At 41.1% G+C, this 25220-nt stretch carries 22 protein-coding genes and 1 pseudogene; 18 read left to right on the forward strand and 5 right to left on the reverse strand.

The genetic code is table 11. From position 1 onward, the window contains the following. The first annotated feature begins 121 nt into the window (after positions 1 to 121). On the forward strand, positions 122 to 2074 hold the full coding sequence (locus tag AC3KZC_RS02860) for an LTA synthase family protein (RefSeq protein ID WP_490578125.1): 1953 nt from the start codon (positions 122 to 124) through the stop codon (positions 2072 to 2074). Between the two features lie 288 nt (positions 2075 to 2362). Here the strand turns inward: AC3KZC_RS02860 and AC3KZC_RS02865 are convergent, their stop codons facing one another. Together AC3KZC_RS02865 and trhP are read right to left on the reverse strand one after the other, a co-directional pair. Beyond that, complete coding sequence (locus AC3KZC_RS02865) at positions 2363 to 2608, reverse strand: YfhL family 4Fe-4S dicluster ferredoxin (RefSeq protein ID WP_490578124.1); 246 nt, start codon at positions 2606 to 2608, stop codon at positions 2363 to 2365. 2 nt (positions 2609 to 2610) lie between these two features. Continuing rightward, positions 2611 to 3987 (reverse strand): prephenate-dependent tRNA uridine(34) hydroxylase TrhP, encoded by a 1377-nt coding sequence (gene trhP, locus AC3KZC_RS02870; RefSeq protein WP_490578123.1) that lies wholly within the window; start codon positions 3985 to 3987, stop codon positions 2611 to 2613. A gap of 305 nt (positions 3988 to 4292) precedes the next feature. Here trhP and ndk point away from each other — a divergent pair, with 305 nt between their 5' ends. The 10 genes from ndk to AC3KZC_RS02920 all read left to right on the forward strand — a co-directional run bounded on the left by ndk (position 4293) and on the right by AC3KZC_RS02920 (position 15246). Continuing rightward, a complete protein-coding gene (ndk, locus tag AC3KZC_RS02875; RefSeq protein ID WP_009837787.1) occupies positions 4293 to 4724 on the forward strand; it encodes a nucleoside-diphosphate kinase in 432 nt (143 codons plus the stop codon). Positions 4725 to 4908: 184 nt separating this feature from the next. Then, positions 4909 to 6087: a dual-specificity RNA methyltransferase RlmN gene (rlmN, locus tag AC3KZC_RS02880; RefSeq protein WP_490578202.1), complete on the forward strand. Its 1179-nt coding sequence runs from the start codon at positions 4909 to 4911 to the stop codon at positions 6085 to 6087. Positions 6088 to 6201: 114 nt separating this feature from the next. Continuing rightward, a complete protein-coding gene (gene pilW / locus AC3KZC_RS02885; RefSeq protein ID WP_490578122.1) occupies positions 6202 to 7686 on the forward strand; it encodes a type IV pilus biogenesis/stability protein PilW in 1485 nt (494 codons plus the stop codon). After that, on the forward strand, positions 7683 to 8711 hold the full coding sequence (locus AC3KZC_RS02890) for a RodZ domain-containing protein (protein WP_490578121.1): 1029 nt from the start codon (positions 7683 to 7685) through the stop codon (positions 8709 to 8711). Before pilW ends, AC3KZC_RS02890 begins: the two co-directional genes overlap by 4 nt. Positions 8712 to 8717: 6 nt before the next feature. Beyond that, the gene (gene ispG / locus AC3KZC_RS02895; RefSeq protein WP_490578120.1) at positions 8718 to 9836 is read left to right on the forward strand and encodes a flavodoxin-dependent (E)-4-hydroxy-3-methylbut-2-enyl-diphosphate synthase; all 1119 of its coding nucleotides are present in this window, start codon (positions 8718 to 8720) and stop codon (positions 9834 to 9836) included. Positions 9837 to 9993: 157 nt separating this feature from the next. Next, complete coding sequence (hisS, locus tag AC3KZC_RS02900) at positions 9994 to 11268, forward strand: histidine--tRNA ligase (RefSeq protein WP_490578119.1); 1275 nt, start codon at positions 9994 to 9996, stop codon at positions 11266 to 11268. Between the two features lie 9 nt (positions 11269 to 11277). Then, positions 11278 to 11913, forward strand: coding sequence for a YfgM family protein (locus AC3KZC_RS02905; protein WP_490578118.1), 636 nt, complete (start codon positions 11278 to 11280; stop codon positions 11911 to 11913). A 10-nt stretch (positions 11914 to 11923) separates the two neighbouring features. Beyond that, on the forward strand, positions 11924 to 13099 hold the full coding sequence (bamB, locus tag AC3KZC_RS02910) for an outer membrane protein assembly factor BamB (protein ID WP_490578117.1): 1176 nt from the start codon (positions 11924 to 11926) through the stop codon (positions 13097 to 13099). 131 nt (positions 13100 to 13230) lie between these two features. Then, positions 13231 to 14709: a ribosome biogenesis GTPase Der gene (der, locus tag AC3KZC_RS02915; RefSeq protein ID WP_490578116.1), complete on the forward strand. Its 1479-nt coding sequence runs from the start codon at positions 13231 to 13233 to the stop codon at positions 14707 to 14709. A 135-nt stretch (positions 14710 to 14844) separates the two neighbouring features. Then, the gene (locus tag AC3KZC_RS02920) at positions 14845 to 15246 is read left to right on the forward strand and encodes a VOC family protein (protein WP_490578115.1); all 402 of its coding nucleotides are present in this window, start codon (positions 14845 to 14847) and stop codon (positions 15244 to 15246) included. Positions 15247 to 15290: 44 nt separating this feature from the next. On the opposite strand, the gene argE is transcribed toward AC3KZC_RS02920, so the two are convergent. Beyond that, positions 15291 to 16436: an acetylornithine deacetylase gene (gene argE, locus AC3KZC_RS02925; protein ID WP_490578114.1), complete on the reverse strand. Its 1146-nt coding sequence runs from the start codon at positions 16434 to 16436 to the stop codon at positions 15291 to 15293. A 185-nt stretch (positions 16437 to 16621) separates the two neighbouring features. Between argE and argC the strand changes: the two genes are divergently transcribed. The 7 genes and pseudogenes from argC (at position 16622) to AC3KZC_RS02960 (ending at position 23195) form a co-directional block, all read left to right on the forward strand. Next, positions 16622 to 17638 carry an N-acetyl-gamma-glutamyl-phosphate reductase gene (gene argC / locus AC3KZC_RS02930; protein ID WP_490578113.1) on the forward strand — a complete coding sequence of 339 codons (1017 nt, stop codon included), beginning with the start codon at positions 16622 to 16624 and terminating at the stop codon, positions 17636 to 17638. Further along, positions 17631 to 18392, forward strand: a complete 762-nt coding sequence (argB, locus tag AC3KZC_RS02935) for an acetylglutamate kinase (RefSeq protein ID WP_490578112.1) — start codon at positions 17631 to 17633, stop codon at positions 18390 to 18392. The genes argC and argB overlap by 8 nt, the downstream gene beginning before the upstream one ends. An 8-nt stretch (positions 18393 to 18400) precedes the next feature. Next, the gene (locus AC3KZC_RS02940; RefSeq protein ID WP_490578111.1) at positions 18401 to 19321 is read left to right on the forward strand and encodes an ornithine carbamoyltransferase; all 921 of its coding nucleotides are present in this window, start codon (positions 18401 to 18403) and stop codon (positions 19319 to 19321) included. 9 nt (positions 19322 to 19330) lie between these two features. Beyond that, the gene (locus AC3KZC_RS02945) at positions 19331 to 20539 is read left to right on the forward strand and encodes an argininosuccinate synthase (RefSeq protein ID WP_490578110.1); all 1209 of its coding nucleotides are present in this window, start codon (positions 19331 to 19333) and stop codon (positions 20537 to 20539) included. Between the two features lie 67 nt (positions 20540 to 20606). Continuing rightward, positions 20607 to 21971 (forward strand): annotated as a pseudogene (argH, locus tag AC3KZC_RS02950) (argininosuccinate lyase); the annotation flags it as partial. A gap of 487 nt (positions 21972 to 22458) precedes the next feature. Further along, positions 22459 to 22659 (forward strand): hypothetical protein, encoded by a 201-nt coding sequence (locus AC3KZC_RS02955; RefSeq protein ID WP_490578109.1) that lies wholly within the window; start codon positions 22459 to 22461, stop codon positions 22657 to 22659. A gap of 20 nt (positions 22660 to 22679) precedes the next feature. Further along, a complete protein-coding gene (locus AC3KZC_RS02960) occupies positions 22680 to 23195 on the forward strand; it encodes a hypothetical protein (protein ID WP_490578108.1) in 516 nt (171 codons plus the stop codon). A 28-nt stretch (positions 23196 to 23223) separates the two neighbouring features. Here AC3KZC_RS02960 and AC3KZC_RS02965 read toward each other — a convergent pair whose 3' ends face one another. Continuing rightward, a complete protein-coding gene (locus AC3KZC_RS02965) occupies positions 23224 to 24672 on the reverse strand; it encodes a capsule assembly Wzi family protein (protein ID WP_490578107.1) in 1449 nt (482 codons plus the stop codon). Next, a complete protein-coding gene (coaD, locus tag AC3KZC_RS02970) occupies positions 24669 to 25151 on the reverse strand; it encodes a pantetheine-phosphate adenylyltransferase (RefSeq protein WP_490578106.1) in 483 nt (160 codons plus the stop codon). Before coaD ends, AC3KZC_RS02965 begins: the two co-directional genes overlap by 4 nt. Positions 25152 to 25220: the final 69 nt, after the last annotated feature.

Raw genomic sequence — 25220 nt, forward strand, 5'->3', positions numbered from 1 at the left:
TGTAACAAAAGGTTAACCCATTTAAAGTAAGCGGGTTAACCTTTTTTGTTGCCCCGACTTAAGCGTTACTTAAGACAAAATTGCTATGTTAACAACGATAAATAGTTAATGGGTGTGTAAAATGTTTCGTATTTTGTCTAGTTTTAAGCCTCTGTTTTATTTTTTTGTATTTGCGTTAATTTGGTTGTTTTTGTCTCGTACTGCGCTCACTATTTGGCAGTTTGAGCGCGTTATTGCGACGCAAGATTGGTTTAATTTTTTAGTTGGGGCGTTGCGCATTGACGTCAGTACAATCGCTTACCTATTGATTATTCCAACATTGTTGCAAATTACAGCAAACTTTTTCCACTTTCTTTCGGCCGTGATACGTCCTCTTATTTTTATTTGGTTAGTGTTAAGCGCATTCGTTTTAGTGTTTATGGAGTTCTCGTCTCCGGCATTTATTATGGAATACGATTTACGACCAAATCGATTGTTTGTTGAATATTTACTTTATCCGCAAGAAGTCTTTTCAATGCTGTTAACTGGCCACTTACTTGAGGTGATATTGGCAAGTGTTGGCTGCGCCCTTGTGATGTATTTCACTGTAGGTTGGATCAAAATGTGGTGTGCAAACCAACATGAACAACAAGCATTTTCACACAATGTGATTAGTGGTTTAGTGGTTGTGGTTATGGTTTTTTTAGCGGCCCGAGGCACGCTGCAGCATCGGCCAATTAATCCGTCACTGGCTTACTTTTCAACCGATCCGTTAGTAAATTCATTAACACTTAATTCGAGTTACAGTTTGGCGTTTGCAATTAAGCAATTGGGCAATGAAGCAAGCGCCAGTAAGATTTATGGCACCATGGATGAGGCCAGTATTATTGCCCATGTTCAGACTCAAACCGCTAAACCAATCAGCGCCTTTAAACACCCTGAGCTGCCTACTTTGGCTTCAAGGCCTGCGGTCTATCAAGGTAAACCGAAAAACTTAGTCATTGTGCTGCAAGAGAGTTTAGGCGCGCAATTTGTGCAAAGCTTAGGGGGTAAAGATTTAACCCCAGAATATGACAAATTACTGAATCAAGGTTGGTCGTTTGATCAACTCTACGCTACAGGGACTCGTTCTGTGCGCGGTATTGAAGCCGTTGTAACTGGGTTCACTCCAACACCAGCGCGTGCGGTGGTTAAACTTGATAAATCGCAACATAACTTTTTTACCCTTGCTGCGTTATTACAACAAGAAGGTTATAGCACCCAGTTTATTTATGGTGGTGAAAGTCATTTTGACAATATGAAAAGCTTTTTTTTGGGTAATGGCTTTATTGATATTGTTGATTTTGATGATATTGAACAGCCTGAATTTATCGGTTCTTGGGGCGCCTCAGATGGTGATTTATTCCGTCAAGCAAACAAAGAGTTACAGCAATCTCACCAGCAAGGAAAGCCGTTTTTTAGTTTGATTTTTAGTTCAAGCAATCACGATCCGTTTGAGATCCCTGCGGGGAAAGTACCAGGTATCGATGAGTCAGAGCGCTCACGCGACAATGCCATTCGTTATGCTGATTTTTCTTTAGGTGAGTTTATTGCAACCGCGAAAAAGCAAGCTTATTGGGATGATACGCTCTTTTTAGTGGTGGCCGATCATGATGCCAGAGTATTTGGCGCAAACTTAGTGCCCATCAAGTCGTTTCATATTCCAGGGGTCATTTTGGGTAAGGATATTGCGGCCAAACGAGATGCACGTACCGTTAGTCAAATCGACTTAGCGCCGACATTGCTGAGCTTAATGGGGATCAGTAGTGAAACCCCGATGCTGGGCCGAGATTTAAATCGTCGCGATATTAACGAACGTGCGATGATGCAATTTGATAAAAACTTTGCGTATTTAGAAGGTGATAACGTGGCTATCTTACAGCCCGAAAAACCTATTAGTTATTACTGTTATGATTACGTAACTAAAGAGTTAATAGCGATTACACAAGTGACGCCGCAGCTTGAAGCACTAGGTGAAGTTGCAAAAGCCCACGCCTTGTTTGGTTCACTGGCTTACAATAAAAATTGGTATCGCTTAGCAACCCAAGTGAACTAATCGCAATTTTTGGTAAATTTATATCTAAAACACCTGAACTCTGGATAATAAATCTATCTTCAGTGGCTATTTTCAACAATAACTACGTTGAGTTTACTTGCAATAGACCAGCTATTGACGCATAAACTCGCCTTGTTATCCCTGTAAATCTCCGGCTGGAGAGATTCTTGATTTTTATATAAATTAAATCAATACGTTACTAAATATCTTAACCAGAGTTCAGGTTAAAACAGAAGTGATACTTACTGCAAACGTAACAAAAAAGCACCGAGGCGCTTTTTTGTTTTATCACTCAATGAGTTTAACGTATTTTTGTGCCAGTTCATCAAGGCTTTCACGATGATCAGGATCAGGCTTGATGCAATCAATCGGACAGACACTGACACAGGTTGGGGTATCGTAATGACCGATGCATTCGGTGCATTTAGCTGGGTCTATCTGATAAATCTTCGCGCCCATATAAATTGCTTCATTCGGGCACTCAGGCACACACATATCACAGTTGATGCACTTATTATTAATCAGTAACGCCATGATTAAACACAGGCACTCGTTTTAAATGGGTTGCGGGTATCTTGTTCTTTATCAAGATTTCGCATTAAAAGGGCATGGCTTAAGTCAATTTCTGCAGGAATAGGGATTTGCACAATGTGACCCGATCCTTTGGCATCATCAATGCGCTCGCCTTTTTTGTTTTCCATATGATCTAACGTGAAATTGATATTGCCTTGTGGCGTCATTAATTCAAGTGAGTGGCCAGTACAAAATTTATTTTTTACGTCAATCTCAACTAAACCATTTTGGTTACGGCCAAGTATTTCACCCACAAATTGCTGCTGATCTGAAACAGAATGGCCATAATCATAGTTTTGATACGCTTGGTGATTGTGGCGTTTTAAAAAGCCTTCGGTATAACCGCGATGGGCTAAGTTTTCTAAGCTATGCAATAAATTTATATCAAAAGGACGTCCGGCAACCGCATCATCAATGGCTTTACGGTACACCTGTGCAGTGCGGGCAACGTAATAAAATGACTTGGTGCGGCCTTCAATTTTTAAACTATGCACGCCCATTTTTGTCAGTTGTTCAACATATTGCACTGCCCGTAAATCTTTTGAATTCATGATGTATGTGCCATGTTCATCTTCAAAGGCAGGCATGTATTCACCAGGGCGACCTTGTTCTTCAAGCATAAAAATTTCTTTGCTTGGCTCGCCTGCACCGAGCGTTGGAATGATCTGTTTTGGATCAAATTGATGCACCATTTCACCGGTTTCGGTTTCTTTTCCTGGTTTTACATCGTATTCCCAACGACACGCATTGGTGCAAGTACCTTGATTTGGGTCGCGTTTATTGATGTAACCAGAAAGTAAGCAACGACCAGAATACGCCATGCACAGCGCACCATGGACAAAGACTTCAAGCTCTGTTTCAGGGCAAAGGGTGCGGATTTCACCAATTTCTTCCAGTGATAATTCGCGCGATAAAATAACGCGTTCGATACCCTGTTTGGCCCAAAATTTCACTGTGGCAAAGTTAACCGCATTGGCTTGCACCGATAAATGAATTGGCATGTCAGGCCACTTTTCGCGCACCAGCATAATTAAGCCCGGATCTGACATGATCAAGGCATCGGGTTTCATGGCAATAACCGGCTCAATATCGCGTAAATAGGTATTCACTTTGGCGTTATGCGGTGCGATGTTCGATACCACATACAATTTTTTATTCAGTTGGTGGGCTTCCTTGATGCCCAAGGCGAGGTTGTCTAAATCAAATTCATTATTGCGTACCCGTAAGCTATAACGAGGCTGACCGGCATACACTGCATCTGAGCCATAGGCAAAGGCGTAGCGCATGTTTTTAAGGCTGCCTGCGGGAGACAGTAATTCTGGGGTAAAAAGAGTAGACATTATCATTCCTCACACATCGAACTGAGTACAAATCAGTTGCATGAATCGCCACCACTATGGTGACCTATAAAAAAGCGGGCAAGCGTAGCTCAATTGGACTTCATGGGATTTGCGCTAGATCATATTTTTGGCTTTTTCCCCGCCTTAGAAAAACTGTCATTTAGGGCTGTTACGATCCTTTTTGGCGATCGTAACGATCAAACGCGGATTTATTGCGCAAATATGATAGGCTTTTGCTTGAAAAAAGCGTATAATCCGCCGCCGTTGAATTTAAACAATCTTACTAATTAATTTGGAGCATAAAGATGGCTTTAGAGCGTACTTTCTCAATCATCAAACCTGACGCAGTTGCTAAAAACCACATCGGTGCAATCTATAACCGTTTTGAGTCTGCAGGTCTTAAAATCGTAGCATCTAAAATGGTTCACCTTTCTAAAGAGAAAGCTGAAGGTTTCTACGCTGAGCACAGCGCACGTCCATTCTTTGGTGCTTTAGTATCTTTCATGACTTCTGGTCCAGTAATGGTTCAAGTTTTAGAAGGCGAAAACGCAGTTCTTAAAAACCGTGAAATCATGGGTGCTACTAACCCAGCTGACGCACTTGCAGGTACTTTACGTGCAGATTACGCAGACAGCATCGACGAAAACGCTGTTCACGGTTCTGATGCATTAGAATCAGCTGCACGCGAAATCGCATACTTCTTCTCTGACGAAGAAATCTGTCCACGTACTCGTTAATATTTGATTAGGATTTATCCTTAAATCAAATAGATGCAGATCGTAGCAGTTAGAAAAGGGCCTTGCGCCCTTTTCTTGTCAGTATGCTAACACAAGCAATAACAATGTTTGTGTCAGCACATTGTGGTGTTATCAAGATGCCCTAGTGGCAGTAAGTTTTATCAAAGTGGTCGAGGTCTCTTCAATGAGCGAAGCGCAAGCAGTGAGTGGTATTGCACAAGGCAATACGACAAAGAAGAAAATTAATTTACTTGATTTGAACCGTGAGGGCATGCGCGAGCTATTTGTCTCTTTTGGTGAAAAGCCGTTTCGTGGCGATCAAGTGATGAAATGGATCTATCACTTTGGCGTTGATAACTTTGATGAAATGAGCAACATCAATAAAAAATTAAAAGCACGTTTAGAGCGTGAATGTGAAATTCGTGCTCCAGAAATTTCAGCCAAACAAGTGGCTGCAGACGGCACTATCAAATACGCCTTGTTATTAGAGGGCGGCCAAGAAGTTGAAACCGTTTGGATCCCTGAAAAAGAACGCGCTACATTATGTGTCTCGTCACAAGTTGGCTGCGCCCTTGAGTGTACATTTTGTTCAACCGCGCAACAGGGATTTAACCGTAATTTAAAAGTATCTGAAATCATCGGCCAAGTATGGCGTGTGGCTAAAGACATTGGTTTATACGGTGATAGCACCCGTCGTCCGGTTACAAACGTAGTAATGATGGGCATGGGTGAGCCATTATTAAATATTAATAATGTGGTGCCAGCAATGGAACTAATGATGGACGATTGGGCATTTGGTTTATCAAAACGCCGTGTCACATTAAGTACATCGGGCGTTGTGCCTGCACTTGATATTTTAAAAGAGCGTATTGATGTGGCGCTTGCTATTTCATTACATGCACCAGATAACGCATTACGTGATGTACTCGTACCAATTAACAAAAAGTACCCAATTGAAGAGTTTTTAGCGGCATGTCGTCGTTATATCGATGGTTCAAAAGCAAATAAAGACGTGACAGTTGAATATGTTATGCTCGATGGCATTAACGATAGTATGGAACAAGCGCATCAATTGGTTGAAACCCTAAAAGGCACGCCATCAAAAGTAAACTTGATCCCTTTTAATCCATTTCCTGGTAACGAATATGGTCGTTCAAGTAACAGCCGTATTGACCGTTTTTCAAAAATATTACAAGCAGCCGGCATTACCTGTATTGTACGTCGTACTCGTGGTGATGATATTGATGCCGCATGTGGTCAGTTGGTGGGGGATGTGGTTGATAGAACTAAGCGTTTGGCAAAACGCCAAATGCAAAAAGAAAATGAAATAGCGGTGACTATGGTATCAAACCAAAACAGCTAAGTTTTATCGAACTATTTTGACTTTATTGATTCAAAGCATTTGAAAAATAAATAGATGAAACAATAGGATGTTGGGTTAAACTCAACATCCGGACCTTAAAATAGAGAATTCGCGATGCGACATTTATTATTAGCCGTCAGTGTTTTGGCGATGACAGGATGTGTAACTGAAAGTGTTTACTTAGGCAGTGATAAACCCGTTGTAGAAAAAAGGATAAATAATGAAGACGCAGCACGAACGCGAGTGTCACTCGCTTTAAAATATTTAGCTTCAGGCGATAGCTCACAAGCAAAATATAATCTAGAACGTGCCGCTGGTTTTGCCCCTAAATTACCCGAAGTACATTACACCACCGCATATTATTATTCAGCTGTCGGTGAGGTCGAACTCGCTAAGAAATCTTACAAACGTGCCATTGAGCTTGATCCGAACGATCCAAATACCTTGAATAACTACGGTGTATTTTTATGTAGTAATGGCGAATACGATGAAGCTGAAAGCTACTTACTTGCGGCAATTGCGATCCCAAGTTATATTCGAGTTGCTGAAAGCTATGAAAACTTAGCCTTGTGTGCCATTGAAAATGATCGTTTTAGTGAAGCCAGTGATTTTTTGATGTCATCGGTTAAACACAGCCCGCTACGAGGTTCATCCCTTCTTAATTTATCAGCCTTATATTATGCCAAAAGTGATTTTCATAAAGCTGAAAACTTACTTGAGCGCTATGAGAATGCGGGCCGAGTTTCATCTCGTTCGTTATTACTTTCATACTTGATCCAAAGTAATATGGGGCACCTTGAGCAAGCAAATACGGTTGCCACAACACTCGAGCAAACTTATCGGACTTCTTACGAGGCCCTCATTGTGCGCGAGAATAAGCTTGTTGAAAGTGAATTTGAAAAGTTACGTGAGCAATACCGCAAAAGTGAACTTCGGAAGTTACAAAAAGATTTGGTTAAAGACGTTGAACAACCAAAAATTAAAATTGTAAAGCGTAAAGCGCCTTCTGAAGCAACTAGCCAAAATCAGGAGTCAGCATCAACCGCACCAGATAGCACTAAAAGCAAAGTAGTTATTAGTGCGCCGTTAATTGAAATTGCACCGGTTGAAAATAAAGTTGTTTTTAATGAGGCACCATTAAGCCCCACAGTCACCGCGGCACTTGATAGAGAAGCTGAGGCTGCGATTGTTGAGCCGCCAAAAGCTAAAAAAGTAAAAAGTGAGGTCGCTGCTTCGAATAAAATTGCGGATGTGATTGCAGATCGTAAAGAGCTTGGCTTGATAGAACCCCCATTCCATGTGGTGAAAAAAGGTGAAAACTTATTTAGTATTTCGGTTAAATACAATGTAAAACTGCAAAAGCTACTTGAGTGGAACGCATTAACTGAAGGTGACCAAGTTTACAGTGGCACTAAGGTGTATTTAAATGACCCTAATGTTTACCACCATGTGATAGAAGGAGATACTTTGTTTAGTATTTCTGTGAAGTACAATATTTTGATGAAAAAATTAGTGGAATGGAATGGGCTTGAAACTACTGCTTATTTAACTCCAGGTCGTAAAATTTTATTAGTGAATCCAAAAACATACTCATTATGATAGAACAAGAAGTTACGGATAAAACAGTCGAGGCTCCATTGCCGTTAGTTGGAAGCTTTTTAACCGCAGGGCGAGAAGCAGCTGAACTTTCAGTTGATGAGTTTGCGAAACGTTTAAATTTAAGTGCTGCGCAATTAACGAATCTTGAGAACAATCAATTTGCTCCTCTTGGGCCTGCCACTTTTGTGAAAGGGTATATTAAATCGTACTGTAAGTTTTTATCGTTAGATGAAAACTATGTACTGTCTTTATATGAGGCGCAAACCGAAGGCCCTACCATTAGTAAGATGCAAAGTTTCTCACGCCGTACAGAAAAAGAAGCGCATGATAATCGTTTAATGCTAGTAAGTTATGCAATCGTTTTATTGGTGATTGGTCTGTCGGCTTTATGGTGGTGGCAAAACCGTGATCTAGCGCCAGCTCATGTAACGAATGGGGGGGAAATTCACGATATTCAAGAAGTGGGCGAGATAGTTGAAACGACGTCCGCACTAGATATGACAATATCCAATAATGAGGATGTTGCGAGTGACCTTACTGAGTCTACGGAGTCATCAGAGCAAATAGCACCCCAAACGCAACAACCAGAGAAAATGCTTTCAGAGCAAGCGTTGTTAGAGCAAGCGTTGTCAGAGCAGGCTCAGTCAGAGCAACTTAGCTCAGAGCAACAAGAGTCCAGTTTAGGGGGGGATGCTGTTGAAGCAAATACAGAGAACGCAGCGGTATCAACAATCGTTCCTAGTGCGCCGCTTATTAATGAAAAGCCAGCACAAAATGGGGTGACTAAAATTGTAATGTATTTTAACAATGATAGCTGGGTTGAGATTTTTGATGCATCTGCGGCCCGTATTGCCTTTGGTGTTAAAAAAGCCGGTTACCCGATGACTGTTGAAGGTAAAGCGCCTTTTTCAGTTGTAGTAGGCAAGCCTCATGTTGTTGACGTTGAGTTTGATGGTGTAAAAATTGATATGTCAAAGTTCCCATCTCATCGTATTGCTAAGTTTAATCTTCCTTTAACAGAGTAAGTGATTATGTTTTCAGAATCTCCTATTGTTAGACGCAAATCTCGCCGCATTTATGTAGGCAATGTGCCTATTGGTGATGGTGCCCCCATTGCTGTGCAGTCGATGACGAATACCGATACTCTGAATGTCGAAGCAACCGTTAAACAAATTCAGGCGATTCAGGCCGCTGGGGCGGACATCGTGCGTGTTTCAGTGCCGACCATGGATGCAGCCGAAGCTTTTCGTAAAATTAAACAACAAGTTGATATCCCGTTAGTTGCAGATATTCATTTTGATTACCGTATTGCCTTAAAAGTGGCGGAATACGGAGTTGATTGCTTACGAATTAACCCGGGTAATATTGGCAGCGAAGATCGTATCAAAGCAGTTGTTGATGCAGCCCGTGAGCGCAATATCCCAATTCGTATTGGTGTGAACGGTGGCTCTCTTGAGCGCGATATTCAAGAAAAGTATGGCGAACCAACGCCAGAAGCTTTGCTTGAATCGGCCATGCGTCATGTGAATATTTTACAGCGTCTCAATTTTGATAACTTTAAAGTATCTGTCAAAGCGTCCGATGTATTTTTAGCTGTGGGCGCATACCGCTTACTGGCCAAAGAAATCGATCAACCGTTGCATTTAGGGATTACCGAAGCGGGTGGCTTTCGTTCTGGCTCAGTGAAGTCCGCTGTTGGAATGGGGATGTTATTAGCTGAAGGGATTGGGGATACGTTACGTGTTTCACTTGCTGCTGATCCGGTGCAAGAAATTAAAGTTGGTTTTGATATTTTAAAGTCGCTGCGTATTCGTTCGCGCGGAATAAACTTCATCGCTTGCCCAAGTTGTTCGCGCCAAGAGTTTGATGTTGTCGCCACCATGAATAAGCTCGAAGAGCGTTTAGAAGACATTATTACGCCAATTACTGTTTCGGTTATTGGATGTGTAGTAAATGGTCCTGGTGAAGCGTTAGTTAGTGATATTGGTTTGGCTGGCGCAAGCCGTCGTTCAGGCTTGTACATTAACGGCGAACGTCAAAAAGAGCGAATTGATAATAACAATGCGGCAGAGCAATTAGAGCAAAAAGTACGTGAGTATTTAGCGAAAAAAGAGCTGCAAAGCCCTATCGATATCAAAATCGTCGAATAATGCGTAAATAACACGACAAAGCGTTGCTTTGTCGTTTACGTTTTAGTCTAGATCGTTATAATTCTTTATTTTAGCGAAACCAAGTTGCGCAATTGCGCGCAAATATTAATCTTGGCAACGCAAATAACCCAGTAAAACAGTATTCATAGGATAATCAGTGGCCAAACAAATTCAAGCAATCCGTGGAATGAACGACTGCCTGCCAGGCGATACGCAAGTTTGGCAAAAAGTTGAAACAATATTACGAGATACCGTTGCCTCTTTTGGTTATCAAGAAATTCGTTTTCCTATTGTCGAATCAACCGATTTATTTAAACGCTCAATTGGTGAAGTAACCGACATCGTTGAAAAAGAAATGTACACCTTCGAAGACCGTAATGGCGACAGTTTAACGCTTCGCCCTGAAGGGACTGCGGTATGTGTGCGTGCAGGTAACGAAAATGGCTTGTTATATAACCAAGAGCAACGTCTGTGGTACATGGGCCCTATGTTTCGTCACGAACGCCCGCAAAAAGGCCGTTACCGTCAATTTCACCAATTTGGTTTGGAGTCATTTGGTGTTGCAACTGCCGATATGGATGCCGAGGTTATTTTATTAACTGCTCGATTATGGCAGGCCTTTGGTGTATCAAAATATGTGCGTTTAGAGTTGAATTCATTAGGTTCTAATCAAGCCCGTGAAGAATACCGAAATGCATTAGTGGCGTATTTAGAGCAGCATATTGAACACCTCGATGAAGACTCGAAACGTCGTATGTATTCAAATCCACTGCGCGTACTGGATTCTAAAAATCCGGATGTACAAGCAATTTTAGGTGACGCTCCTAAGTTATCAGAGCACTTAGATGCTGAATCTGCAGAGCATTTTGCAAATTTATGTGAACGTTTAGATGCTGCAGGCGTCGAATACCAAGTGAATGAAAAATTGGTTCGCGGCCTCGATTATTACAATCGTACGGTATTTGAATGGGTAACAGAAAGTTTGGGTGCACAAGGTACTGTATGTGCCGGTGGTCGTTATGATGGCCTAGTGGAACAACTTGGTGGAAAGGCAACTCCAGCGGTTGGTTTTGCTATGGGAATGGAGCGCTTAGTTCTATTAATCAAAGAGTTGGATTGTGTCGGTGATATTCGTCGTACTTCAGATGTGTATTTAGCTTCTTTAGGTGACAAAGCAAGTATTCAAGCGCCTGTCATTGCAGCGCAATTGAGAGAACAAGTGCCAGGCATTCGCATTATGGTGCATGCCGGTGGTGGTAATTTTAAAAAACAATTAAAACGTGCAGATAAAAGTGATGCCGTGGTTGCCTTAATTTTAGGTGATGACGAGTTAGCGCAAGGGCTTGTAACGGTCAAATATTTAAGAGAACACAAAGACCAGCAAACGCTTGAACTGAGCCAAGTGGCCACTTTATTAGCCGACCTGATATAGGAAGTTATAATGGAAATTTATTCAACAGAAGAACAACAAGCAGAAGCGATAAAGCGATTTTTCCGTGAAAACGGCACCGCATTGGTTATTGGTGTGGTATTAGGTTTAGGCGGATTATATGGCTGGAAAGCCTATAATCAGAACAAGGTTGAGTCTGCTGAGGCAGCTTCAGATGCGTATGAGAAACTTGTTAAAGCTGATGCGCAAAATAAAACTAATGTTCTTGCTGGCGCAGATGAATTTATTAAAAATAATAAAGATTCAAGTTACGCAGTATTAGCGGCATTTGTTGCTGCTAAAGAAGCGGTTGAAAAGAGCGACTTTGCTTTAGCAAAAGAAAAATTAACGTGGATCACGCAAAATAATAAAAACCTTGAGTTAAACGCAATAGCTAATACACGTATTGCTCGTATTGAGCTTGAGCTTAAAGAGTATGATGCCGCGTTAAAAACGTTAGCATTAACAATGCCTGAAGCGTTTAAAGCCAGTGTTGCTGAATTAAAAGGTGATGTATATCGTGCCCAAGGTGATTTAGCTCAAGCACGTAGCGCCTATCAAGCCGCCGCTGATGCGGGTGGTTTGACCAACAACGCCACATTACAAATGAAATTAGATGATTTAGCTGTCGACACGCCAGCACTATAAGGTAACTGCCATGAAAAAAATTACCATGGCGACCTTGGCATTATGCATGGCGTCGTTAGTTGGATGTTCTTCTAGTGATGATGAAGAAGAATTAGTATTACCTGAAATCGTAAATCAGTTTGAAACCAATGTGGTATGGCAAACATCTATTGGTGATGGCGTTGAACACTTTTTTTCGCGTTTAACACCAACAAGTTACAAAGATACGGTTTATGTTGCTGCGCGTTATGGTCAAATTGAAGCCTTATCACTGGCCGATGGCAAAGTGAAATGGCGTCAAGATGCTCGTAAGAAAATTGCTTTTTGGCCATGGGAGGATGACGATAGCGCCAAGCTATCAGGTGGTATTTTACAAGCTTACGGCAAGCTATTTATTGGCTCAGAGCATGGTGAAGTCATTGCACTTGATCGTGAAACGGGTGACATTGTTTGGCGTGTAAAAGTGCCTGGTGAGTCGTTATCAAAACCCGCTGCTGGCGATGGTTTAGTTTATGTGAATTTAGGTTCTGGCAAACTTGTAGCGCTGCATCCTGATACCGGCGATTTACGCTGGACTTATGAGCAAGAAGTACCTGCGCTTACGTTGCGCGGAATGAGCTCACCGGTATCGGCGAATGGCGGTGTATTAGTGGGTGAAGAAAGTGGCAAATTAGCCGTTTTAATTTCAGAAAGTGGCTTTGCTGCTTGGAAAGCCGACATTGCAATTGCTAAAGGTGCGTCAGAGTTTGAGCGTTTAGTTGATGTTGATACCCAACCTGTTGTTTCAGGCGGACAAGTATTTTCATTAGCCTATAATGGTAATTTAGCTGCGGTTGATATTCGAAGTGGCAATGTTATCTGGAAACGTGAATACAGTGGCTATCGTGAGCTTTCAGCTGATTTACAAAATATCTATTTGGTAGATACAGCGGGCACGATTTACGCACTTGATAAATCGTCAGGAATTGAGCGCTGGAGCCAACCTGCGTTAAATGGTTGGTATTTAACGGGTCCTGCGGTAATTGGTAATTACTTAGCATTAGGGGATCAAGAAGGATATTTACACTGGCTTAACAAACAAACTGGTGAACTAGTTTCTCGTGAAGAGTTCGATAGTTCTGGCTTTTTTGTTGAGCCTATCGTTGCGGAAGATAAGTTAATTATCTACACCCGTGACGGTGAAGTCAGTGCCATTGCGGCACCTTAAACTTAAGTTGTTATTATGTTGATACCAATCACATTTAATAACAAACCGCGTTAATCGCTAGCTTATTTTAGTTGATTGGTATTTAGGCTTCGCGTCGCGAAGCCTTTTGTTGTTTTTATAAGGGGTTGTTTATGCTTCCTGTGATCGCTCTCGTGGGGCGACCAAATGTTGGTAAATCCACATTATTTAATCGTTTAACTCGTAGCCGTGACGCATTAGTGGCCGATTTTCCAGGTCTAACGCGTGACCGTAAATACGGCCAAGCAAAGTATGATGAATACGAGTTTATCGTCGTGGATACTGGCGGAATCGACGGCTCGGAAGAAGGAATTGAACTTGAAATGGCTGAGCAATCATTGCTCGCTATTGAAGAAGCTGATGTTGTTATGTTTTTAGTGGATGCGCGTGCAGGGATGACTGCGGCCGACCAAGCTATTGCTAATCATTTACGCAAGCTCAATACCCAAAAAGCAATTTTTTTAGTTGCCAATAAAATTGATGGTTTAGATGCAGATTCAAGCTGTGCTGAGTTTTATCAATTAGCATTGGGTGAAGTGTATCAAATTGCGGCTTCTCATGGTCGTGGTGTGACTCAGTTATTAGAAACTGCGTTACAACCAGTGATTGCAGAGTTTAATCGCATTAATGGTGTTGAAGACGAGCAGGAACAAACAAATGAATTTGATGCGTTTGATGAAAATGCAGAAGAGCCAGATGAGTATCAAGAGTTTTCTGATAAACCTATTAAACTGGCAATTATAGGTCGTCCAAATGTAGGTAAATCAACGCTGACAAACCGTATTTTGGGTGAAGAGCGTGTAATTGTGTACGATATGCCTGGCACGACGCGTGATTCGATTTATATTCCGATGACACGCAACGACCAAGAGTATGTATTGATTGATACTGCGGGTGTGCGTAAACGTAAAAAAGTAAGCGATGTAGCCGAAAAATTCTCGGTGATTAAAACACTAAAAGCGATTGAAGATGCCAATGTGGTCTTGCTTGTGGTGGATGCCCGTGAAGGGATTAGCGATCAAGATTTAAGCTTGCTTGGTTTTGCATTGAATTCAGGCCGCTCACTTGTGATTGCAGTGAATAAGTGGGATGGACTTGATGAGTACGTTAAAACACGTATTAAAACTGAGTTAGACCGCCGCTTAGGTTTTATTGATTTTGCACGTATTCACTTTATTTCGGCACTACATGGAACTGGTGTAGGTCATTTATTTGAATCTGTTGATGAGGCATATCAATCAGCGACTAAGCGTATTTCAACAGCTATGCTACGTCGTATTATGGATATGGCACAATCCGATCACCAACCACCGTTGGTTTCTGGTCGCCGTGTGAAGCTAAAATATGCGCATGCGGGTGGGTATAATCCACCGATTATTGTAATCCACGGTAATCAGGTTCATGACTTACCTGACTCATATAAGCGTTATTTAATGAATTACTATCGTAAGTCATTAAAAATTATGGGCACACCAATCAAAATTGAATTTAGAGAAGGTGATAACCCGTTTGCTGGTCGTATTAATAAATTGACGATGTCGCAAGAGCGTCAACGCAAACGCATTTCAAAAATGCATACGACTAAAAAATAAAAAAAGCGCCGCAATGGCGCTTTTTTTATAACTTCTAATTTTCCTTGTTATGCCCTTAGGTAAACAAACACTAGAAAATGCTCATATTTTATGCTTAAGTAATTAAAGTAGTATGATGTTTTTTCAGGGGAAATAATGGAGTATCTCAGTACCGTAATCTATGTCGATGACGTTGAGGAAACCTTAGATTTTTATTATCAAGCATTTGGTATTAGTGCAGCTAAACTCCATGAATCGGGTCAATACGGCGAATTAAATACAGCTGGCGTGAGGCTTGCCTTTGCAGCCCACCCTTTAGCGCAATCACATTTTAAACAAAACTATATTCGCGCTCAGCCAAAACAGCCCGCACTGGGTTTTGAAATTAGTTTTCACAGTGATAATGTTGTCGCAGCATATACTAAAGCAATTCAAGCAGGTGCGGAGCCTTTGAGTCCGCCAGTCGAAAAGCCATGGGGTCATACGGTGGCTTACGTCCGATCAATTGAAGGGACACTGATTGCACTCAGTAGCGATATTGAACCTGAACTAGAATAAATGCCCATACATACATGCATTGGGCATTATGTTATTGAGATATCTTAAAAGCAGCTTTGTAAAATCAATTCTTTAATCATGGCCTGTGTGGGCTTAATTTTCTCTACCGCTAAATATTCATCTGGCTGATGAGCCTGCCTAATTGAGCCTGGACCCATTACAATCGTTTCACAGCCAAGCATTTGAATAAACGGCGCTTCGGTACAGTAATTTACAGCTTGTGCGGGTTGGCCAGAAATTTTCTCTGCAAGTTTCACTAAACTGTTATCGATCGATCCGGTAAATGCAGGGATAGGATCGTGTAAATCAATCACGTCAACAGCATTTGGGTACTTCGCATTAATATCTTTAATTGCATTGAGCAGTAAAGCTTGTAACTCAGGAATACTGATCCCAGGTAAAGGGCGGATATCAATATGCAATTCACAGCAGCCACAAATTCGGTTTGCATTATCACCGCCATGAATATGGCCAAGATTTAATGTTGGGTATGGAACTGCAAAATGCTCAATTGAATAGTTATTCTTAAGGTGCTGTTTGAGCTTCAATAAGTTACCTGTCACTAAGTGCATGATTTCTATTGCATTTAACCCCGCATCTGGATCGGAGCTATGACCAGCTTTGCCAATCACTCTTATCACGCTCGACATATGGCCTTTATGCATAAAAACTGGTGCCATATCAGTTGGTTCACCAATAATACAGCGGCTTGGTTTTAAATTAGGATGCTGACTGATTTGTTGCGCACCAGCCATGGTGGTTTCTTCATCGGCCGTGGCTAAAATAATTAAGGGTTGCTTAATTTTACTTAAATCGATTGAATGTAATGCATCAAAAATAAAAGCAAAAAAACCTTTCATATCGATGCTGCCTAAACCAAATAATTTGTCATCTTTTAATGTGAGTTTGAATGGATCTAAACTCCAGCGGCTTTCATCAAAAGGCACTGTATCAGTATGACCAGCCAACATTAGACCACCTTCACCTTGACCGAGTTTGGCGATTAAATTGAATTTGCCAGGAGCAAGTTCAAGTTCGGTAATTTCGCATTCAAACCCAAGTGATTGAGCCCACGTTGCAAGGTGATCAATGACACCTCTGTTACTTAAATTAAGATGTTCGGCAGTGGCACTGATTGAAGGACTTGCGATCAGATCTTGGTACATTTGTAAAAAATTTGGCTTAGCCATGAAAACCTCAAAAATAATTATGCAATATTATTGCATATTAATTTAAATCTATTTATGCTGCATAGCAATTGTCTTTGAAGACTAGCGTCGTTTTTTTGCAACATTTTGCCTGCAAAGTTGACGATAGCATTTTTCATAAAATAACAAAGCGAAATAATCGCATTATTAAAGAGTTTAGAGGTGTCATGAACGTAATTATTGTTGGAGCAAGTGGCTATAGCGGAGCGGAATTAGCAAAGTTGGTAGTGTCACATCCTAAATTAACCTTGGCAGGTTTGTTTGTTTCTGAACAAAGTTTAGATAAAGGAAAATTGCTTAGCGATTTATACCCACAATATGTTGGCGTCATCGATTTGCCATTGCAGCCTTTAACAAGTGAGGCTATGAGTTTCATCCAGCAAAAAGCGGATTATGTGTGTTTATGTACTGAGCATAAAGTCAGTGTTGATTTAGCTCCGCTATTTTTAGATATGGGTAAAAAGGTATTTGATTTATCTGGCGGATTTCGTTTAGAGAACAATCAAGATTATCAAACCTATTATGGTTTTACTCATGAAAACGAAGCGTTACTTGAACAAGCGGCTTATGGTTTAGCTGAGTGGAACAGTGATGCAATTGCAAAAGCACAATTGGTTGCTGTTGCGGGCTGTTATCCAACAGCCGCGTTAAATGCACTTAAACCGTTGGTTAATGCCGGCTTAGTGAGTGAGCAAAGAATTATTATCAATGCGGTTTCTGGTGTCAGTGGCGCAGGTCGTAAAGCCAATATTTCAACGGGTTTTTGTGAAGTGAGCTTAAAACCTTATGGTTTATTTAATCACAGACATAGCCCTGAAATTGAACGCTATTTAGGACATAAAGTACTATTTACGCCGCATTTAGGTAATTTCCCTCGTGGTATTTTAGAAACTATTTATGTTGATTTGAAACCTGGCGTAACAGAGCAGCAAGTCAGTGATGCTTACCAATGTTTAGCGGATCAACCGCTCATTCGTTTATTGGGCAATAAAATCCCATCAATTAATGGTGTGGTGAATCAAGCATTTGTTGATATTGGCTGGCAACAACAAGGCCAAAGCCTCATCGTAATGAGTGCTATTGATAATTTATTAAAGGGTGCGGCAGGCCAAGCGTTGCAGTGTATTAATATCTCAATGGGCTTAAGTGCAGCTTACACATTAGTAGGGTCATATCATGAGTAAGTGGGTAATTAAATTAGGCGGTGCGGTACTTAATATTGAAAACGCAGCGCAGGCACTATTTGCTGTGTTTGCAAAGCATCCAGATGATCAATTTATTGTTGTACACGGTGGCGGAGCGCTGGTTGATACTTGGTTACAGCAGGCTGGATTTGCCAGTGCTAAACACTTAGGTCTTAGGATCAGCCCGCGTGAGCAAATGCCTTATATTGTGGGTGCATTGGCAGGTTGTGCAAATAAGCAATTGATGGGTCAGGCGCTTGCAGTAAACCTTACACCAGTTGGGTTAAGCCTCTTTGAAGCCGGTGTAACGAGTACACAAAAATTAAAAGCGCTTGGGCAAGTTGGCTCATGCGAAGCAGGAAGCTTTAACTTACTTCCAACCTTATTAGAAAAAAATGTGTTACCAATTGTGAGCTCTATCGGTTTTGATCTTGAAGGCAATTGGTACAACGTCAACGCGGATGAAGCGGCTGCAGCAATTGCACTTGCTTTAGATGCGGAGTTGATTTTTATGACCGATGTTGAGGCGGTTTTAGATCAAAATAAACAGCCATTACATCAGCTAAATAGTGAACAAATAACACAGTTAATTGATTCTGGAGTAATTCTGGGTGGGATGCAGGTCAAGGTAGAGACAAGCTTACTCGCTGCCCAACATTTACGACGTGGCGTTTACATTTCTAGTTGGCAAAAGCCAGAAAATCTCAACGCATTGCTTAAAGGTGAGCATGTAGGAACCAAAATTACGCCATAGGACAAATGATGTTAAAACATTACTTACACGGATTAGAATTTGATAAGAAACAATTATTAGACATTTTAGCGTTAGCACAAAAAATAAAAGCGTATCCCAGCGATTTTAACCAAGCCTTAGCGGGTTTATCAGTGGTAACGTTATTTGAGAAACCAAGCTTAAGAACGCGTTTATCGTTTGATATAGGTATTCATAAGTTAGGTGGGCATGCGGTGTATCTTGACCAACAAAATGGTGGGATGGGTACCCGTGAATCAATCAAAGATTTTGCGCTAAATATCTCAACTTGGGCTGATTGTATTGTAGCAAGGGTCAATCAACACGGTACATTACGCGATTTATCTGAGCATGCCAGTGTCCCAGTGATCAATAGCTTATGTGACTTGTACCACCCATGCCAAGCCCTAGCCGACTTTATGACGATGCAAGAAGTGCACGGTGATGTCAGTGAATTAAAACTGGCGTATTTTGGTGATGGCAACAATGTTGCTCATTCATTAATGCTGCTAGCTGCAACGTTTGGCTCAGACTTTGTGGCTGTGTGTCCAAAAGGGCATTCGCCAGATGCGCAAATCGTAAAGCAAGCTGAACTGATCGCGGCCTCTAATGGTGCATCAATTCAAATTAGTGATCGTATTGAAGCCGCCGTTGGTGCCAATGTACTTTATGCCGATAGTTGGGTTTCTATGGGTGATAAAACGCCATTGTCTCAAGTTAAAGATCAATATATGCCTTATCAGTTAAACCAGCAACTAGTTGATTTAACAGGTGCAAGTACTGTTTTACATTGTCAGCCAGCCCATCGTGAAATTGAAATCACCTCACAAGTAATGGATGGTCCAGCATCGAGAATAATTCAACAAGCCGAGAATCGTATGCATGCGCAAAATGCCTTGCTTGTTACTTTATTAAATCCAAATTTTGTCTAAGGAATGAAAATGAGTTCAATTAAGAAGGTTGTATTAGCGTATTCAGGTGGTCTAGATACGTCAGCGATTGTACCTTGGTTAAAAGAGCATTATGACTGCGAAGTTATTGCATTTGTTGCTGATGTTGGTCAAGGCGCAGAAGAATTAGAAGGTGTTGAAGCAAAAGCGATAGCTTCGGGCGCTTCTGAGTGTTACATCGTCGATTTAAAAGAAGAAATGGTTGCAGAATATATTTATCCAACCTTAAAAACCGGTGCCATTTACGAAGGAACCTACTTATTAGGGACTTCAATGGCGCGTCCAATCATTGCAAAAGCACAAGTTGAAATTGCACGTAAAGTCGGTGCTGATGCGCTTGCTCATGGTTGTACAGGTAAAGGTAATGACCAGGTGCGTTTTGAAGGTTGCTTTGCAGCATTAGCACCTGATTTAAAAGTGATAGCACCTTGGCGTGAGTGGGATTTAACCAGCCGTGAATCATTACTTGATTATTTAGCTGAGCGCAACATTCCGTGCGCAGCATCGGCAACCAAAATTTATAGCCGTGATGCCAATGCATGGCATATTTCACATGAAGGCGGTGAGCTTGAAAACCCTTGGAATCAACCAAGTGAGCAAGTTTGGATGTGGACTAACTCACCAGAGCAAGCGCCCAATGAAGCCGAATATGTCACTTTAAGCGTTGAAAAAGGTCAAGTTATCGCGGTTAATGGCGAGTCGCTTAGCCCATATCAATGTGTGGTTAAGCTCAATGAAATTGCCTCAGTGCATGGTGTTGGTCGCGTTGATATTGTAGAAAACCGCTTAGTGGGTATGAAATCGCGCGGTTGCTACGAAACTCCAGGTGGCACAGTTATCATGGCTGCGCTGCAGGCCATTGACGAGCTCGTACTTGATAAAGCGAGCCGTAAATGGAAAGCCACCTTAGGCGGAGAGTTTTCGCATTTAGTATACGATGGTCGTTGGTTTACGCCGCTAAAAGATTCGGTACTTGCAGGTGCTGAGGCACTGGCGCAATGTGCCACCGGTGAAGTCGTTTTAAAGCTTTATAAAGGCCAAGTCACAGCGGTGCAAAAACAATCTCCAAATAGTCTTTATAGCGAAGCATTTGCAACTTTTGGTGCGGATGATGTGTATGACCAATCTCACGCAGAAGGTTTTATTCGTTTGTATTCGTTAGCAAGCCGAATTTCGGCATTAAACAAAAACACGAAATAGAAACGAAAAATAGTATCTAGGTGAAGCCATAGTGCTTCACCAGACTTTGGGATAATGAGGCAAACACATGGCATTATGGGGTGGACGGTTCTCAACAGGGCCCGATCAAGCATTTAAACAATTTAACGATTCTCTTCCTTTTGACTACCAACTCGCAGAACAAGATATTGAAGGTTCAATCGCATGGGCTGGCGCACTTGAGCAAGTCGGCATTTTAACTGCGGCAGAACTAGAGCAACTTGTTGCAGCACTAAATCAATTATTGAGTGAGGTTAACGAGCGACCACAGCTTTTATTAGAATCGGATGCAGAAGATATTCATTCTTTTGTTGAAGCGGCACTCATTGAGAAAGTCGGTGATTTAGGTAAAAAATTGCACACGGGCCGCAGTCGTAACGACCAAGTTGCAACTGATTTTCGTTTGTGGAGTCGTAAAACTGCGCAGCTATTATTGGTAGCTTTAGGGGATTTAAAACAAACGATTTTAGCGCTGGCAGAACGTGAGTTTGGCACTATTTTACCCGGATACACTCACTTACAGCGTGCTCAGCCAGTGTTATTTAGTCATTGGTGTATGGCTTATTTTGAAATGTTAAGCCGAGATGAAAGCCGTTTGCGTGGTGCCATTGAGCGACTCAATGTGTGCCCGTTGGGGTCTGGCGCACTTGCCGGAACAGCTTATCCGATCGATCGGCAACTTCTTGCCACTAATTTGGGTTTTTTATCTGCAAGTAACAACAGCTTAGATGCAGTGTCAGACCGAGATTTTGTGGTTGAGTTATTAAGCTGTGCGTCAATTTCAATGATGCATTTATCGCGTTTAGCCGAGGACATGATTTTTTATAATACAGGTGAGGCAGGGTTTATTGAATTAGCTGACAACGTAACGTCTGGTTCATCATTAATGCCTCAAAAGAAAAATCCTGATGCTTTAGAATTAATTCGAGGTAAAACAGGCCGTGTTTTTGGCGCATTCAGTGCCATGATGATGACGTTAAAAGCATTGCCGTTGGCCTATAACAAAGATATGCAAGAAGATAAAGAAGGCTTGTTTGATGCATTGCCGACATGGCTTGCTTGTTTACATATGGCTCAAGCCTGTTTGTCGGGTGTTAAAGTCAATGCAGAGCGTACCGAATTTGCCGCGCGTGGCGGTCATGCCAATGCGACAGAGCTTGCGGATTATTTAGTGAAAAAAGGCATTCCATTTCGCGAAGGTCATCATATTGTCGGCCAGCTGGTGCAGGTTGCGATTGCTCAAGGCAAGAGTTTAGAGCAATTAAGCTTATCGCAATTTCAAGCTGTGTGCAGCGCTATTGATGCTGATGTGTATCCGGTGCTTGAGCTTGACGCTTGCATTAATGCGCGTGTAGCAAAAGGTGGCACCTCAAAGCAGCAAGTCAGTCACGCAATAGCTACTGCAAAACAGCAATTTGTTTAAATTGTTGCGCAATTACTACTTGAGTTAAATAAAGCACACCTTGGTGTGCTTTATTGCATAAAAATAAGTGACAAAAATTTAAAATAGACTAAGTAACCAGAGCTCTGGATAATAAATTTATCTCCAGCGGCTACTTTCAACGCTAACGGCGTTGAATTTACTTACAATAGGCCAGCTATTGTAAGTAAATTCGCCTTGATAACCTTAAAAGTTTCCGGCTACAGACTTGAAAAAACATTTACCAATTCAATATCAATACGTTAGTAAATCTCTAAACCAAAGCTCAGGTTAAGTAAAAATAATTATCTAGCTAACCAACTGATAAATAAGATGTTGCATTTTAAAAAAACTTGGCCCTAAATTTGCTTTAAATGAAGCTGAAAGTTAAAAATACTTTTACGACGCAACAATCAGACAAAATTTTGACAGCTGAATTTGTTTGCCGGTTTTATTGATTCAATTTATAAGGAAAATAAAAATGCAAATTAATGCAAATAGTGGTGTATCGGCACTTGCTTATCAAAAAACACAAAATACTCAACCAATTCAATCGCAAAGCGCTAGCACAAACACCTTGCAGTCTGATAAGGTTACATTTTCTCAGCAGGCTCTGGAACTAGGTGGCGCACAACTACAACGTGGCGGTGGCATCATTTTAAAAGACAAAGTGCCTCAGTAAAGTAGGTATACCAATTTCTAATGGTTTGGACACAAAATTTAGCAGCTTATTTAGGTACGTTCATAGTCTGGGGCTTCTTGATGGCTTTTTTTTTCAATTTGCTTATGGGTTTTTTGCTGCAGACTGTAAGAGAAAATAGGCTGCTAATTATTATTTCAGGACTAATGTTTACGTCCTATTTCACATCAGATCATTTCTTTAATCTTTTTCCTGAATCGGATTATTACTTGACCTTTATAACTTATGATCTAGTTACTTTGGGGTGTATTTTACTCGTAATAGCATTTATTAAAGGAAAAACGCCTGCCAAAGATTACATCGTATTAGGATTACTAATAAACTCTTTATTATTCTTTGCAATGTATGTTGACATCAGGCTGAATGGAAATGTAGAGGCTTGGTGGTTATGGGGGATGTATTCTATTGGAGTAAACATAATTGATTTCATAATGATTTTTGTACTAATCACAAATAGAGATTTGTTAGGTTTGGTCAAGTTTAGAAATAGTTTAAAATTAAAAAAAGCGCTTAATTAGCGCTTTTTATTTATCTTGTAAACATAGATTAAAAGCGGTATTCCCAACTTGTACGCAGTGCACTGTTCTGTTCACTTTTTACTGTTATATCCGTTTCTTGCTTGCCAAATTGTGCTGAAACTTGCCATAAACCATTAAAGAGTCCTTGTTGATATCCCAACTCAATTTGATAGCGTTTTAGTGTGTTAGAGATTAAATCATCATTGGCCTTGTCTTGTTCAATAACGCGTAATTTAGCATAGGCCGCAATACCATTTGTTTGATGGTATTGCGAAGCAAGCGTCAGGCTTTTGGCATTGTTAGCAATACTCGCCCCAATATTTTGTAAGTGGTGCTGATACCCATCAGCAAAATAAGGGTGCTGGTAACCACAATGATAAGACTGGCTAATCCCACCACATTGCTGCTGTGTATTACTGTATTCTAAATAGCTTTTAATTAAATAATCGGCTTGGCCTCTATAGTGCTCTAAGCCCACGGTATAGTTATGATGCTTTGGCAGTAAGCTACTTTGTTTATTGCCAGCAAACTCCCCATACACTGCTATGCTTTGGCCAAAAAATTGACTCGAGTATTTAGCGTCTAGCGAGACGAGTTGGTTGTATTCATTGACGATTGAATCGTTTTTAAATTTGTTTTTACCAATTAATACATTACTAAAGTCTGAAAAGTCATGATCTTGATTGCTAGCATCAAATTGAGCTGTTTGGCTGTAGGCTAGTTCAAGCCCAGCAATAGGGGTTGTTGAAAAACGAGCACCAAAAAATTTATTACTTCTAGGTGTTTGTTTGGTGTGTTTTTGTTCGCCAAGCAACGCGGTAAATTGCCAGTTGCCAATAAATGATAATAAATTGGGGCCAAAGTAATCACTGTTTAAGCGCGTTAGGCGCAGTGCTTTCATAGGGCTGGCATTGTTTGATAGTAATAATGCATTTTCGTTGCCAGGGCCCCACCAATGGTTAATTTTTTCGGCGCTTACGACCCAGTTACCAAAAATAACGCCAAGGTAGCTATCATCATAAGCGATTTTTTTACCATTGTTTGCATCGCTGGCTACTTGCACGCTCACCTTTGCAGTAACACGCTCACCCATCATTACGCTATAGCCTTGTAATGCGGCTTGTTCTTGATAACGCTCTCCAAAAGCTTGTTGCTCATTGGGTTTGCTATTGGCTTTGAGTTTTATGCCTGAGCGAGTGCTTTTTTGTGCAAATCGTAATGCATGACGAACATGATTGAGCGCGAATTCAGCGTCTTTAGGGAGTTGACTTAAATTGACGTCGGCTAAATCATTGGCAATGCCTTGCCACATAATGGGATAACTCGTGACTGGGTGCTTAATAACCCCGTAACTAACGAGTTGCTCAATCGACTGGCGCAAATAAATGTCTTTTGAGTCAATCCAAGGCTCTGCTGTAATACTGTTGCTAAAGGTCAGTGCAAGAGCACAGGCAACAGCGGAGTAACGCGCGATCATGCTTTTATTTTTTCCTGTAATGCTTTGGCGACAATTGGGTGAACAAATTTGTCGATATTTCCTCGATGTAAAGCAACTTCTTTAACTAAAGAGGAAGAGATAAATGAGTTTTCAACCGAAGGGGTTAAAAAAATACTTTCTAAATCGGGATTTAAACTGCGGTTCATATTGGCTAATTGCAATTCAAATTCAAAATCAGAGACTGCGCGTAATCCCCTAACGAGCAAATTAGCATTTTGCTGTTTGGCTAAGTCAGCTAGCAAGCCCGAAAAACCGATAACTTCAACGTTTGGAATATGACCCAATACCTGCTTTGCCAGCGCAACGCGTTCATCTAAAGTAAAAAATGGCTTTTTATTCGGATTAAAAGCGATTGCTAAAATAACATGATCGAACATTTTGGCAGCACGTGCGACTAAATCGCTGTGGCCGTTGGTGAGCGGATCAAAAGTGCCTGGATAAATTGCTTTTACGTTCATGTAATAAATTAGATTATATGATTTTGCTTTAGTTTATCAGTGTTTGTTCTCAATAGCAGCCTTTAGGTT

The organism is Pseudoalteromonas sp. J2K-J031 (assembly GCF_058197095.2).